The sequence below is a fragment of the Paraburkholderia humisilvae genome, from assembly GCF_902859855.1.
GTDB classification, from domain to species: Bacteria; Pseudomonadota; Gammaproteobacteria; order Burkholderiales; family Burkholderiaceae; genus Paraburkholderia; species Paraburkholderia humisilvae.
Window position 1 is genome coordinate 143,261 of record NZ_CADIKH010000007.1, and the last position, 13,831, is coordinate 157,091.

11 protein-coding genes are annotated in these 13,831 nt (G+C 63.3%); 8 read left to right on the forward strand and 3 right to left on the reverse strand.

What is annotated here, in order from left to right:
- Positions 1 to 201: 201 nt before the first annotated feature.
- From HV796_RS09100 to dprA, 3 genes are all read right to left on the reverse strand, one after another.
- Positions 202 to 2,898: a DNA topoisomerase III gene (locus HV796_RS09100; protein ID WP_175226144.1), complete on the reverse strand. Its 2,697-nt coding sequence runs from the start codon at positions 2,896 to 2,898 to the stop codon at positions 202 to 204.
- Positions 2,899 to 3,161: 263 nt separating this feature from the next.
- Entirely contained in the window at positions 3,162 to 3,539 is a 378-nt protein-coding gene (locus HV796_RS09105; protein WP_175226145.1) for a thioredoxin family protein, read from the reverse strand.
- A 59-nt stretch (positions 3,540 to 3,598) separates the two neighbouring features.
- Entirely contained in the window at positions 3,599 to 4,756 is a 1,158-nt protein-coding gene (gene dprA / locus HV796_RS09110; RefSeq protein WP_175226146.1) for a DNA-processing protein DprA, read from the reverse strand.
- 281 nt (positions 4,757 to 5,037) lie between these two features.
- On the opposite strand from dprA, the gene def reads away from it, so the two are divergent.
- The 8 genes from def to esaR all read left to right on the forward strand — a co-directional run bounded on the left by def (position 5,038) and on the right by esaR (position 13,810).
- Positions 5,038 to 5,541 (forward strand): peptide deformylase, encoded by a 504-nt coding sequence (gene def / locus HV796_RS09115; RefSeq protein WP_175226147.1) that lies wholly within the window; start codon positions 5,038 to 5,040, stop codon positions 5,539 to 5,541.
- A gap of 76 nt (positions 5,542 to 5,617) precedes the next feature.
- Entirely contained in the window at positions 5,618 to 6,610 is a 993-nt protein-coding gene (gene fmt / locus HV796_RS09120) for a methionyl-tRNA formyltransferase (RefSeq protein WP_175226148.1), read from the forward strand.
- Between the two features lie 154 nt (positions 6,611 to 6,764).
- Complete coding sequence (locus tag HV796_RS09125) at positions 6,765 to 7,415, forward strand: LysE family translocator (protein WP_175226149.1); 651 nt, start codon at positions 6,765 to 6,767, stop codon at positions 7,413 to 7,415.
- Between the two features lie 98 nt (positions 7,416 to 7,513).
- Positions 7,514 to 8,371, forward strand: a complete 858-nt coding sequence (htpX, locus tag HV796_RS09130; protein ID WP_175226150.1) for a zinc metalloprotease HtpX — start codon at positions 7,514 to 7,516, stop codon at positions 8,369 to 8,371.
- 303 nt (positions 8,372 to 8,674) lie between these two features.
- Positions 8,675 to 10,102, forward strand: a complete 1,428-nt coding sequence (rsmB, locus tag HV796_RS09135) for a 16S rRNA (cytosine(967)-C(5))-methyltransferase RsmB (protein WP_175226151.1) — start codon at positions 8,675 to 8,677, stop codon at positions 10,100 to 10,102.
- Positions 10,103 to 10,146: 44 nt separating this feature from the next.
- On the forward strand, positions 10,147 to 10,689 hold the full coding sequence (locus tag HV796_RS09140) for a DUF4390 domain-containing protein (RefSeq protein WP_377693786.1): 543 nt from the start codon (positions 10,147 to 10,149) through the stop codon (positions 10,687 to 10,689).
- The gene (locus HV796_RS09145) at positions 10,679 to 13,120 is read left to right on the forward strand and encodes a sensor histidine kinase (protein WP_175226153.1); all 2,442 of its coding nucleotides are present in this window, start codon (positions 10,679 to 10,681) and stop codon (positions 13,118 to 13,120) included. Before HV796_RS09140 ends, HV796_RS09145 begins: the two co-directional genes overlap by 11 nt.
- Positions 13,121 to 13,810 carry a response regulator transcription factor EsaR gene (gene esaR, locus HV796_RS09150; RefSeq protein WP_175226154.1) on the forward strand — a complete coding sequence of 230 codons (690 nt, stop codon included), beginning with the start codon at positions 13,121 to 13,123 and terminating at the stop codon, positions 13,808 to 13,810.
- The last annotated feature ends 21 nt before the right edge of the window (positions 13,811 to 13,831 follow it).

The following is a 13,831-nucleotide window of genomic DNA, read 5'->3' on the forward strand; positions in this document are numbered from 1 at the left end:
GCAGACACATAGCAGGCACACTTTAGTAGGAAGTTTGTAAGAAACAGGAAGCGCAGCCGACATCAGCGGCTGCGCTTTTTTGTTGCGGGAAGATCATGACGGTCGCGTTTGCGTGCAGGCTCGGGCGTTTGCTTGCGGGCCGATTGCGTCGGGGTTTGCCGCTGACGTTGCCTTCGCGAAGTGCCGTGCGACCGTGCTTCGTTACGATCCTGTCTTCCGGGCAGTTGATTTCGCTGCCGGTTTGGTTGCGGTTTTCTTTGCCGGCGCCTTCTTCGCCGCGGCTGCCTTGACCGCCGCTCCCTTCGACGCGGTCTTTACCGGTGCTTTCTCCGCAGTCAGTACGTCGGTATCGGCCGCCTCGTCGTTCGCCGCTTCGGCCGCGCTGCTTCTCGCGGCGGCGGCCTTACCGGCGGCCGACTTCGCCGCGGATTTCGCCGAAGGCTCTTTCTTCTCGAACTCGAAGCCGATCTTGCCGTCGCTCTGCTTGACGAGGAACGCCTTGAAATTCCGGCCGGTGCGCGACGACTTGAAGTTCGTCAGCAGATCCGTGCGGCCTGCTTCGAGCAGCTTCGCCATCTGTTCGCGCGCGATTTCCTGCTGCAGGATCACCTTGCCCGAGCGGAAGTCGCAGGTCTTCGGATTCGCGACCGAGTTCTCGCAGACATAGCTCATGCCGTGCTCGAACACGCGCGCGTGGCATTTCGGGCAAGCGCCAACCGGCTCCTGGCCGGAGAAGTCCGGCGCTTCGCCGTCTTCGCCGCCCTGGTCCTGGCCGAAGTCGAACTCGAGCTTGTAGTTCTTGATCTCGTCATCGAACGAAAGCTTCAGAATGGCCGAGAACGGGCGGCCCATCTTGCTGCGGAACCCCGACAGCGGCCCGATCTCCTTCTTCTGCAGCAGTTCCTCGACTTCCGGAATTTCGAATTGCCGGCCGCCTGGAATCTTTGAGATCGAAAACTCGCACTTCGTACACGCGAAGCGGCGATAGTTCTCCTTCACCTGGCCGCCGCAATTCGGGCAACGCGTTTCGAGCGTCGCGTAGTCGCCCGGGATCGTGTCCGAGTCGTATTCCTTCGCGCGCTTGACGATGGTTTGCGTCATGCGGGCGATTTCCTGCATGAACGCGTCACGCTGAAGATTGCCGCGCTCCATTTGCGACAGCTTGTATTCCCATTCGCCGGTCAGCTCGGGCGCGGTCAGTTCCTTTACGTCAAGCCCGCGCAGCAGCGTCATCAACTGGAATGCCTTCGCCGTCGGAATCAGTTCGCGGCCTTCGCGGACCAGGTACTTTTCGCCTAGCAGACCTTCGATGATCGCGGCTCGCGTGGCTGGCGTACCGAGGCCCTTCGCGGCCATTGCCTCGCGCAGCTCGTCGTCTTCGACGAGCTTGCCCGCGCCTTCCATCGCCGACAGCAGCGTCGCTTCGTTGTAGCGCGCCGGCGGCTTCGTCACGAGTTGTTGCGCGGCGATCTTGTCGGTCTTCACCTTCTCGTTCTTCTGCACCGGGACGAGACTCGCATCTTCGCCAGTCGTTTCGCGGCCGTAGACCTGCAGCCAGCCCGGTTCGACGAGCACCTTGCCTTCCGTCTTGAAGTGATGGCCGACGACTTCGGTGAGACGCGTCGTAATCTTGTACTCGGCGGCCGGGAAGAACACCGCGAGGAAGCGCTTGACGACGAGGTCGTACAGCTTCTGCTCCGGCTCCGACAGCGACTTCGGCGCCTGCAACGTCGGGATGATGGCGAAGTGGTCGCTGATCTTCGAGTTGTCGAAGATGCGCTTGTTCGGCTTCACCCAGCCCTTGTCAAGCACCTGTTTCGCGAACGGCAGATAGTTGTTGCTCTCCTTGAGCATATCGAGCGTGCTCTTGACGGTCTCCAGATAGTCTTCGGGCAGCGCGCGTGCGTCGGTACGCGGATAGGTCAGCACCTTGTGCCGCTCGTACAGTGCTTGCGCGAGCCCTAGCGTGTTCTTCGCCGAGAAGCCGAAGCGGCCGTTGGCCTCACGCTGCAGGCTCGTCAAATCGAACAGCGCGGGCGAAAGCTGGGTCGACGGTTTCGATTCCTCGCTGACCGTGCCGATCTGTCCGCGACACGCGGCAACGATCGTTTCCGCGGCCGGCAGACTCCACAGCCGCGAGTCGCGCTTCTCCGGGTCGAATTCGTCGCGCTTGAACTTCGGGTCGAACCAGCGGCCCTCGTAGAAGCCCGCCGCGCAGACGAACTCCGCCTTCACCTCCCAGTAATCGCGCGGCACGAAGCGACGGATTTTCTCCTCGCGCTCGACAACGATCGACAACGTGGGCGTTTGCACGCGGCCGACCGTGGTCAGGAAGAAACCGCCGCCCTTGCTGTTGAACGCGGTCATCGCGCGCGTGCCGTTGATGCCCACCAGCCAGTCGGCTTCCGAGCGGCAACGCGCGGCGTCGGCAAGCGGCTGCATGTCGTGGTCGCTGCGCAGATGCGCAAAGCCATCGCGGATCGCGGCGGGCGTCATCGATTGCAGCCACAGGCGCTGCACCGGCTGCTTCGCTTTCGCGTACTGCGTGATCAGGCGGAAAATCAGTTCGCCTTCGCGTCCCGCGTCGCATGCATTGATCAGCCGCTCGATGTCTTTGCGCTTGAGCAGCTTCGTCAGGACCTTGAGCCGCGACTCGCTCTTTACAATCGGGTTGAGGTCGAAATGTGGCGGGATGACCGGCAGATGAGCGAAGCTCCATTTGCCTCGCTTCACTTCGTATTCTTCGGGCGCGGCGATTTCGACCAGATGGCCGACCGCCGACGAGATGACGTAGTCGTCACTCTCGAAGTACTCGTCATGCTTGGTAAAGCCGCCCAAAGCGCGCGCGATGTCGTTCGCGACGGAAGGCTTTTCGGCGATGATCAGTGCTTTGGACATGACTATTGTGAGTGGGTGAATTCGGGTGCCACCGGCGCGGATCGCGCCCTTATCTGACGCTCGTTCGCTTTTCCGGTCGCGTACCTATTAACGACCGCTTTATAGCACACGCCGCCGTGGCGGCAACCAGTACGGAAAAAGCGGCCCATCTTAATTGCGTGCCAGTGCATTCAGCAAGCGTGGCACAACCGGCTCTCGCGTATTTCGCAATTCGCATGCCGCCGTGCCGACCTCCGCGAGCCCGCCGGCGCCTTCGATGTACGTCACACCGCGGCGAGCGCGGGCCTCAGTTTCGGCGCGCCGGTGACCCCCGGCAGCGCAGTCAGATCGACCAGCATACGTTCGACGATCCCCGGTTGCGGCAACACGGTGCCGAAGAAGCGGGTGGTCACTGCGTCTTCAATCAGGATGGTTGGGAAATTTTCCACGTCAAGGTCGTCGAAGCGATCGGCATGCGTTTCGATGTCGATCCATGCGAAACAGATGTCCGGATGCCTGTCCGCGATGGCGTCGAATGCTTCCCGGTACTCCCGGCAGGTTCCACACCACTGCGCACACAGACACGCAACGAATAGCGTGTCGCGGTCGTTGACGCGCTCTGCGATTCGGTCCTGGTCAGTGTCGAGATTCAGCGCGGGCATGGGAATTCCTTGAGACTCGTATTTTCGTAAGCGATTTGGCGCGAATGTAGCACGGCGCGTTACCGGCTGTGACCGGCGCGGACGTAGCGCCCCCCGTGCAGCGCGGTCAGCTGGCCCGATAGCTCGAGCCGCAGCAGCGCGCCCTGGAGCGCCGTCGGGTCCATTTCGGTGCGTGCGGCGAGAATTTCAAGCGTCGCGGGTGCGTGGCCGAGCGCGTCGAGCAGCCGTCGGGCGTCGGGCGGCAACGCATGGGCAGCCGCGTCGTGTTGCGCCAGCAGCGGCAACTGGGCGCTGGAGTCGCTCGCGTCACCGGGCTGCGGCGGCGGCACGCCCAGTTCCTCGAGAACGTCTTCTGGTGTTTCGATCAGCTTTGCGCCCTGTTTAATCATTCGATGGCAACCGCGCGACAGCGGCGCGTGAATCGAGCCCGGCAGCGCAAAGACATCCCGCCCCATTTCGTTTGCCAGTCGCGCGGTGATCAGCGAACCCGACCGCATCGCCGCTTCGACGATCAACACGCCGCTGACCAGCCCTGCGATCAGACGATTGCGTTGCGGAAAATGCGCGGGACGCGCCGGCGTGCCGAGCGGCCATTCGGAGAGAATCGCGCCATTTGACGCGATTTCCCGCACAAGCCCGTGGTGGGCAGGCGGATAGACGATATCCGCGCCCGTACCGACAATGGCGACCGTGCCGGCCCGGCCGGCCAGTGCACCGCGATGCGCGGCTGCATCGATACCGAGCGCGAGTCCGGACACGACCGCCACGCCTGCATCGGAAAACACACGGGAGAAACGATGCGCGTCTTCTGCGCCCTGTGGTGTCGCGTTGCGACTGCCGACCACCGCGACGCTGCGCGCATGCAGCGGCGCGAGGTGTCCCTTTACATATAGCAGCGGTGGCGGATCGGACGTTGTCAGCAGCATTGGCGGATAGGCCGGGTCGTCGAGTGTGAGCAGTGTGTTGCCCGACACGTCGCGCCATGCAAGCACCGCGTCAAATTGCGCCGCGAAAGCCGCGCCGGGGGCGCCAAGTATGGCGCGGGCTGACGCTTCGTCCGTCACGCGGGCAAGCGACTCGAAAGATTGGCCAAGTACCGCGTCTGGCAGACCGAAGTTCGCGAGCAAGGTGCGTAACGCGGCTGGTTTCAGGCCCGGCGCCATCGTAAGCCGCAGCCAGGCGGCGATTTCCCGATCGGTTTTCGCTATGGATTGCATTGAAACGTCAAACCTCCAGCGCGGCCCCCGTGAGCGGGGGCCATGCTAAAATTTTCATGATCCGAAATAATTCGACCCAAAACATACGGTGACGCCGCGTTTTCGCGCATGAACCTGTCGATCCGGGGCCGCTGTTCGCGCCTCTCGCGCCCTCGGGCGTTGAATCGAAAGGCTTCTGTCGCTATCTATCCTGTGCGCGTGCCGCCAGGCTGACAAGCTGGCCGAACGGCCTATTGCGCGACTGTCGTATCCGTGGCGGCGCTTCACTGAACCTGATGACCATGGCTTTACTGAATATCCTCAATTACCCGGACAAACGCTTGCACAAGGTCGCCAAGCCTGTCGAGGTCGTCAACGACCGCATTCGCAAGCTGGTCGCCGATATGGCCGAAACGATGTACGCCGCGCCCGGCGTCGGCCTCGCGGCGACGCAAGTCGACGTGCACGAGCGCGTCATCGTGATCGACGTGTCGGATACCCACGACGAACTGCGTGTGTTTATCAACCCGGAAATCGTCTGGTCGAGCAACGAGAAGAAGATTTCCGAGGAAGGCTGCCTGTCGGTGCCGGGTATTTACGACAACGTCGAGCGCGCCGAAAAAGTGCGCGTACGCGCACTCAACGAAAAGGGCGAAACGTACGAGATCGACTGCGAAGATCTGCTTGCGGTCTGCATCCAGCACGAGATGGATCACCTGATGGGCCACGTATTCGTCGAGTATCTGTCGCCGCTCAAGCAAACCCGCATCAAGAGCAAGATGAAGAAGCTCGCGCACGCGATGTGACGCTCTCGCTGAGCGTCACTTTGGCCCGTGCTTCATCGCTGCTGTTTCGTTGCTTCCGTATCAGGCGTTTCTGCTTATGAGCCATTCGTTGCGCGTTATTTTTGCCGGCACGCCTGAATTCGCGGCGGCTGCGCTCGCCGCGATCCATCAAGCCGGGTTTGCGGTGCCGCTCGTGCTGACGCAACCGGATCGGCCTGCCGGGCGCGGCATGAAATTGCAGGCGAGCCCGGTCAAGCGCTACGCGCAGGAGCAAGGCATCGCGGTCGCGCAACCGCCGTCGCTGCGCCGTCATGGCAAGTTTCCCGCCGAAGCGGCAGCGGCGATCGATCTGCTGCGCACCACGCGTCACGACGTGATGGTGGTCGCCGCGTACGGGCTGCTGTTGCCGCAGGAAGTGCTCGATATTGCGCCGCACGGCTGCATCAACATCCACGCATCGTTGTTGCCGCGCTGGCGCGGCGCCGCGCCGATTCACCGCGCGATCGAAGCCGGTGATACGGAAACCGGCATCACGCTGATGCAAATGGATGCGGGCCTCGACACCGGCCCGATGATCGCCGACACGCGCACGGCGATTCGCGATGACGACACCACGGCGACCCTGCATGACCGGCTTGCCGCGCTGGGCGCCCAACAGATTGTCAAAGCACTCGCGACGCTCGAGCGCGATGGCCGACTACCGTCTACGCCGCAGCCGGAAGACGGTGCGACCTACGCGGAAAAGATCGGCAAGCAGGAGGCCGCGCTCGATTGGCGGCGCGCCGCCGTCGAGCTGGCGCGCCAGGTGCGCGCGTTCGATCCATTCCCGGGCGGCGCGGCCACGCTCGACGGCACGTCGCTCAAGATCTGGTCTGCGACTGCCGTTGCTGCATTGCGCACCGCGCAGCCGGGCACGATCGTCGAGGTCTCCGCGGATGGCGTGGTCGTCGCGTGCGGCGACGGCGCGCTGCGCGTGACGCAACTACAAAAGCCAGGCGGCAAGCGACTAGCCGCGCGCGAATTTCTCACCGGTTCGACGCTCGCGGTCGGCCAGCGCTTCGAACAACCCGGCGAACAACCCGGCGAATAACCGGGCAAACAGCAGGGCGAATCGCGCGGCCAACATTAACAGCCGGTGACCGCAGCCGCCATCGTCCGTTCGGCCGACTCGCTTCGCCGCTTTACCGCGCGTTAGAATCTTCAATGCGATCTTCGTCGCGATTGCGCCAACTTTCGAGACCTTCATGTTCGGCATTACCCATTTCGGATTTTTTCTCGTCGCCGTGTTTCTGTTGAATGTCACGCCGGGTCCCGATACCGCGTACATCGTCGGCCGCAGCGTCGCGCAGGGTCGCTCAGCCGGGCTGATGTCGGCGCTGGGAATTTCTGCCGGTTGCTGCGTGCATTCGCTCGCGTGCGCGTTCGGTCTGACCGCTTTGCTTGCCGCATCGGCCACCGCGTTCACGGTGATCAAGTTCGTTGGCGCGATCTATCTGATCTACCTCGGCGTGCGACTGGTCTTGGCGAAGCCCGCAGGCAGCGCGCCGGCGACCGCTAGCGCGCAGCAGCCCGCATTGGCGGCGCCGAAATCGATGCGCCAGCTGTTTTTGCAAGGGTTCTGGACCAACGTGCTGAACCCGAAGGTCGTGCTGTTCTTCGTGTCGTTTTTCCCGCAGTTCGTCAACGCCGGCACGGATCACAAGGCTTTGGCGTTTCTCGCACTCGGCGTCGTCTTCGTGGTGATGAGCACCGTGTGGAACAGCTTCGTCGCGTGGGTCGCCGGAAGCGTCACGCGCCGCTTCTCCGGCCAACCCGCCGTGAAGAAGTGGCTCGACCGCGTTGTCGGCAGCGCATTTGTCGGGCTCGGTCTGAAGCTCGCAACCGCATCGCGCTGATTGAATTTTTCCGGTATGCCCATATCTAACAAATTGCTTACAATCACTCGCCGTCCGTGACGGCACGACACAGGGTTCCCGGGCAAGGAGTACTGGACATGTTCAACTGGGTTAAAACCGCGATGTTGATGGCCGCGATCACGGCCCTCTTCATCGTGATCGGCGGCATGATCGGCGGGCAACGCGGCATGTTCATCGCGCTGCTGTTCGCGCTCGGCATGAATTTCTTTTCGTACTGGTTCTCGGACAAAATGGTTCTGCGCATGTACAACGCGCACGAAGTGGACGAAACCAGCGCGCCGCAGTTCTACCGGATGGTGCGCGAGCTCGCCACGCGCGCCAACCTGCCGATGCCGCGTGTCTACCTGATCGACGAAGACCAGCCCAACGCGTTCGCGACCGGCCGCAATCCGGAGCACGCGGCCGTCGCCGCGACCACCGGCATTCTCCGCGTGCTGTCCGAGCGTGAAATGCGCGGCGTCATGGCGCACGAACTGTCGCACGTGAAGCACCGCGACATTCTTATCTCGACCATCTCCGCAACGATGGCCGGCGCAATCTCCGCGCTGGCGAACTTCGCGTTGTTCTTTGGCGGCCGTGACGAAAATGGCCGGCCGGCGAATCCGATCGCAGGAATCGCGATCGCGCTGCTGGCGCCTATTGCCGGCGCGTTGATCCAGATGGCGATATCGCGCGCCCGCGAATTCGAAGCGGACCGTGGTGGTGCGCAGATTTCCGGCGACCCGCAAGCGCTTGCGTCGGCGCTCGACAAGATCCATCGCTACGCGAGTGGCATCCCGTTCCCGACTGCGGAGGCGCATCCGTCAACCGCGCAGATGATGATCATGAATCCGCTGTCAGGTGGCGGCATCGCGAATCTGTTTTCGACCCACCCGGCCACCGAGGAGCGTATTGCTCGCCTGATGGAGATGGCGCGGACCGGCCGATTCGACTAAGCGCACATCCTCAGGAACGCAACTGCACCACCATGCCGGTTTGAAAACGGGCGAGTCCGCAAGGCTCGCCCGTTTTGTGTGTGATGCGCACTATCTCCGCTGTCGCGCGACTGTTGGCAACCGTGGCCAACGTGGCAAGCACGTGCGCGCTACAAAACGTCGTCCCAACCTGCAAACGCCGCGAGCCGGCACTGTTGCTGATCATGCACACGTGCACGGTCACCGGTCTGTCCGACATCCGCACCACGCTACAATGTGCCGTTTAGACCGCTCGCACTCACGGTGCCCGCCCTGTCCCTTTTCATGACCCGAAAGCCGTCCCCACGCGCCGTCGCGCCGTCAACGCGCGCTCGCGAACCCCGCCTTTCCACGCCGCAACTTGCCCCGGAGTCCCTCGGCTTCGCGCTCGATTGCGCGGCACAGGCGGTCGGCGCGGTGCGCCTCGGCGCCGCGTTGCCTGCCGCGCTCGGTACGGTCTTCGCATCGTTGCCTGAAGCCAGCGCGACTGCGTCGCATGGGGCCGTGCAGGACATCGCGTATCGGACGATGCGGCGCCTCGGACTCGCCGAGTGGTTAGTCGCGAAACTGGTCCACAAGGCGCCTGTGCCGCACGTCGCGCATCTGCTTGCGTGTGCCTTCGCGCTGCTGATCGATGACGAAGCGTCCGCCGCCTATACGCCGTTCACCGTGGTCGACCAGGCAGTCGAAGCGGTCGGCGCGCGCCGCGAATTCGCGTTCGCGAAGGGGTTGGCCAACGCGGTCCTGCGCAACTTCCTGCGCGAGCGCAACGCATTGATTGCCGAATCGCAGCGTGACGAAGTCGCGCGCTGGAACTATCCGCGCTGGTGGATCGACGCCGTGCGCAACGCGTGGCCCGACGCATGGCAGGACATTCTCGAAGCGGGCAACACGCAAGGTCCATTGACGTTACGCGTGAATATCCGCCGTTCGAGCGTCGATGATTATCTGCAAACGTTGCGTGACCGTCAGATCGCGGCGACGCAGGTCGGCTCGCAGGCCGTTCGCCTCGCTGTACCGATGCCCGTCGACCGCATTCCCGGCTTTCGCGAAGGCGTCGTCTCCGTGCAGGACGCCGGCGCGCAGCTCGCCGCGCAATCGCTCGCGGTGCGCAACGGCATGCGCGTGCTCGACGCGTGCGCGGCGCCCGGCGGTAAGACCGGTCATCTGCTCGAACTCGCCGATCTCGATCTGGTCGCGCTGGAGAGCGATCAGTCGCGTGCCCAACGTATCGGCGAAAATCTACGACGCCTGGGTCTCGCGGCAGACGTTCGTATCGGCGACGCGGGCGATCCATCCGCGTGGCATGATCCGGCCGGGCCGAGCTTCGATCGCATCCTGGCCGATGTGCCGTGTTCCGCATCGGGTATCGTGCGCCGTCATCCGGACATTCGCTGGCTGCGCCGTGCGGCGGATATTCCAGCGCTCGTGGCCGAGCAGCGGCGCATCCTCGCCGCGCTGTGGCCGCTTGTGAAACCAGGCGGTGAGTTGCTGTATGTCACGTGCTCGATCCTGCCCGATGAGGGCGAGATGCAGGCACTGTGGTTTGGAAACAACCATCAGGATGCGGTACGATTGGACGCGCCGGGGCAACTGCTGCCCGCAGTTGCTCGCGCGCCCGCCGACACATCGGCCGGTTCTCGCGCCGGATGGACCACCGGCTCGAACCCAGACCACGACGGATTCTTCTACGCGCGCTTTCAGAAACGGTGATCACCCAACGCCTTTTTCCGCTACGGCTCGCGGTCGCGCTCTGGATGGCGCTGGCCCTTTGCCTGACCGCAGCCGGGCCGGCGCGCGCCGATTCGATCGCGGTTCAGCGGGCGTCGCTGCAATCGGACAGCAATGGATGGAGCCTCGATGCGCGGTTCGAGTTCGATCTGAACAGCAACCTCGAGGACGCAGTCAATAAAGGCATTCCGCTTTACTTCACGACCGACTTCGAGTTGAGCCGCCCGCGCTGGTACTGGTTCGACGAGCAGCCGGTCAGTGTGTCGCAGAGCATTCGCCTGTCGTTCCAGCCGCTTACGCGCGAATACCGCGTATCGACAGGTGGCCTGCAACTCGGTTTCAGTACGCTGAACGAGGCGCTATCGGTGATCAAGCACGTGACGTCATGGCATGTGATCGACCGCAACCAGGTTCGCGCGGGGGAGACCTACACGGCATCGGTGCGGATGCAGCTCGATATCGCACTGATGCCCAAGCCGTTCCAGATCGACGCGGTCAACAATCGCGACTGGAACCTTGCTTCCGACTGGAAGCGTTTTACCTTCACGGTGAGCGATCGTGCTAAATAGAGTGCGCCGCGCCACCAGTGTCAGCAGCATCGTCGTGCGTTTGCTGGTGTCGACGGTGGCGGTCACGGCCGTCCTGCTGCTCGTGCTGCTTGCAGCGGCGAGCGCAAATACTGAATTCTTCGACCGCTACTATCAGTGGCTCTATACGGCCAATATCGCGGTTGCGCTGATCTTCATGGTGGTCGTGGCGGTGCTGGTCGTCGTGATCATCTCGCGCTTGCGCAAGGGCAAGTTCGGCACACGGCTGCTCGCGAAGCTCGCCTTCTTCTTCGCGCTCGTCGGCGTCGTGCCGGGCGGCATTATCTACATCGTGTCGTATCAGTTTGTGTCGCGCAGTATCGAATCGTGGTTCGACGTGAATGTCGAGACCGCGCTGACGTCGGGCCTGAGCCTCGGTCGCGGCATGCTCGACGCGTCGTTGTCCGATCTGCAGACGAAGGGCCGCCTGATGGCCGAGCAGCTCGCGAATTCCGATTCGGCGGGCACCACGCTTACGCTTTTGCGCCTGCGCGATCAGTTCGGCGTGCAGGATGCGACGATCGTCGAACCGGTGCGCAGCATGTCGGGCGCATCGCCGGACATGCATGTCGTTGCGCAGGCAACCGGCAACTACGCGTCGCTGGTGCCGAACGATCTGCCGACGCCGCTGATGATCGAACAGGCGCGGGGCCGCGGCTTCGCGGCGATCGAAGGCGAAGTGGATGGCGATCCTAACGCGCTGGGCAGCAAGGGCGTTCTGCGTTTGCGCATCGTGCAGCGCATTCCGGATACGAACGCCGCGCAGTTGCAACCGACCGACCGCTTCCTGCAGCTGACGCAGCCGGTGTCGGCGTCGCTCGCGCGCAATGCGGATGCGGTGCAGCGCGCCTACCGCGAGTATCAGGAGAAGGCGCTGGGCCGTACCGGCTTGCGCAAGATGTACATCGGCACGCTGACGCTCGCGCTGTTCCTCGCGACCTTTATCGCGATGATGCTCGCGCTCGCGCTCGGCAACCAGCTCGCGCGGCCGCTGTTCCTGCTTGCCCAGGGTACGAAGGAAGTGACCGAAGGCGACTACACGCCCAAGCGCGAGATCAAGTCGCGCGACGAACTCGGCTTCCTGACGCAGTCGTTCAACGCGATGACGCGGCAGCTGTCCGAAGCGCGCGCGGCGGTCGAAAACAACCGGATCGCGCTCGAACATTCGAAGGCGTACCTCGAGAGTATTCTGGCGAACCTGACCGCCGGCGTTTTCGTGTTCGACCGGCAATTCAGACTCACGACCGCTAACCGCGGCGCCGAGCGTATTTTCCGCCAGCCGTTCCAGAAGGCGCTCGGCTCGCCGCTCGATCGGATCACCGTGCTGAGCGAGTTCGGCACGATGATGCGCAAGGCATTCGCGGATCGCGAGGCGGCGGGCGGCAATGGCCAGCACGATGACGGCCACTGGCAGCAGCAGATCTCGATACCGGTGCCGGGCGAGTCGGACCCGCTCACCTTGCTCGTGCGAGGCGCGCGGCTACTGTCCGCGACGTCGGCCGATGAGGCCGACGACCTGCAAACCTCGGGCTACGTGGTGGTGTTCGACGATATCTCCGACGTGATCTCCGCGCAGCGTTCGATCGCATGGGGCGAAGTCGCACGGCGTCTCGCGCATGAGATCAAGAATCCGCTCACGCCCATTCAGCTTTCCGCCGAGCGCCTGCAGATGAAGCTTGCCGACAAGCTCGCGCCGCACGATGCGGATGTGTTGAAGCGCGGTGCGACAACCATCGTGAACCAGGTCGCCGCGATGAAGCAGATGGTCGACGATTTCCGCGACTACGCACGCACGCCGCCTGCGGTGCTCGCCAATTTGCAGCTTAATGAACTCGTAAGCGAAGTGCTGACGCTGTACGGCATCGAGGAAGGCAAGAGCCCGATCGCCGTGGAGATGGCCGACTTGCCGGTGATCCGTGGCGATGCAACGCAACTTCGCCAGGTGATCCACAACCTGCTGCAGAATGCGCAGGACGCGGTGTCGGAAGTCGAGCATCCACGTGTAACGCTCGAGACGCGGACAGTAGAATATGGCGATCCCGATGCGGACGGCAAAACCCGCATCGCTGTGCGCCTTACGATATCGGACAATGGCTCGGGCTTCCCCGCGCGCATCCTGACCCGTGCGTTCGAACCTTATGTGACGACCAAAGCCAAAGGAACTGGACTAGGGCTGGCGATGGTCAAGAAGATCGTCGACGAACACGGCGCGCGCATCGACATCCGCAATCGTCTCAGGTCAGGCGATGTGATCGAAGGCGCGCAGATCTCGATTCTCTTCCTTCAACTCGCGGACAATGCGGCGCCGGGCAATGGACCTCAAGCAGGAGGACCATCGACCGGGTCGCAGACGGTGCGCAGCGGCGCGTCGCAGGGAACGACAAAAGCAACAGTGCAGACAAGGGCAGCGTAAATGGCAACCATCCTGGTGGTAGATGATGAAATGGGCATCCGGGAATTGCTCTCGGAGATCCTCAGCGACGAAGGGCACGTCGTCGAAGTCGCGGAGAACGCGCAGGACGCGCGTGAGTACCGGCTGCGCCAGGCACCCGACCTGGTGCTGCTCGACATCTGGATGCCTGACACCGATGGCGTCACATTGCTGAAAGAATGGGCGGCGCAAGGGCTGCTGACGATGCCGGTGATCATGATGTCGGGCCACGCGACTATCGACACAGCCGTCGAAGCGACGAAGATCGGCGCGCTGAACTTCCTCGAAAAGCCGATTGCGCTGCAGAAGTTACTGAAGGCCGTCGAGCAGGGACTCGCGCGTGGCAGTTCGAGTGCCGCGGCGGGCGGCGCAGCGGCGAAGCCGGCGTTGTCGGCGAATGCGTCGGCGGTGGCATCGGCCGCCGCATTGCCGATGCTCGCGGCGGATAGCGCGGGCGTGGGCGCGCTGCCTGCGCAGACCACGTCGATATCGTTCGACATCCCACTGCGCGATGCGCGCGATGCGTTCGAACGCGCGTACTTCGAGTATCACCTCGCGCGCGAGAACGGCAGCATGACGCGCGTCGCGGAAAAGACCGGGCTCGAGCGCACGCACCTGTATCGCAAGCTCAAGCAGCTCGGTGTGGATCTCGGCAAGAACAAGAGCGAATGAGCGTTGCCGTGACGCGATTTC

What these genes read in the sequence shown, in the direction of transcription:
- HV796_RS09100 (WP_175226144.1), bottom strand. Translation starts at nt 2,898, where the DNA reads ATGTCCAAAGCACTGATCATCGCCGAAAAGCCTTCCGTCGCGAACGAC.
- HV796_RS09105 (WP_175226145.1), bottom strand. Translation starts at nt 3,539, where the DNA reads ATGCCCGCGCTGAATCTCGACACTGACCAGGACCGAATCGCAGAGCGC.
- dprA (WP_175226146.1), bottom strand. Translation starts at nt 4,756, where the DNA reads ATGCAATCCATAGCGAAAACCGATCGGGAAATCGCCGCCTGGCTGCGG.
- def (WP_175226147.1), top strand. Translation starts at nt 5,038, where the DNA reads ATGGCTTTACTGAATATCCTCAATTACCCGGACAAACGCTTGCACAAG.
- fmt (WP_175226148.1), top strand. Translation starts at nt 5,618, where the DNA reads ATGAGCCATTCGTTGCGCGTTATTTTTGCCGGCACGCCTGAATTCGCG.
- HV796_RS09125 (WP_175226149.1), top strand. Translation starts at nt 6,765, where the DNA reads ATGTTCGGCATTACCCATTTCGGATTTTTTCTCGTCGCCGTGTTTCTG.
- htpX (WP_175226150.1), top strand. Translation starts at nt 7,514, where the DNA reads ATGTTCAACTGGGTTAAAACCGCGATGTTGATGGCCGCGATCACGGCC.
- rsmB (WP_175226151.1), top strand. Translation starts at nt 8,675, where the DNA reads ATGACCCGAAAGCCGTCCCCACGCGCCGTCGCGCCGTCAACGCGCGCT.
- HV796_RS09140 (WP_377693786.1), top strand. Translation starts at nt 10,147, where the DNA reads ATGGCGCTGGCCCTTTGCCTGACCGCAGCCGGGCCGGCGCGCGCCGAT.
- esaR (WP_175226154.1), top strand. Translation starts at nt 13,121, where the DNA reads ATGGCAACCATCCTGGTGGTAGATGATGAAATGGGCATCCGGGAATTG.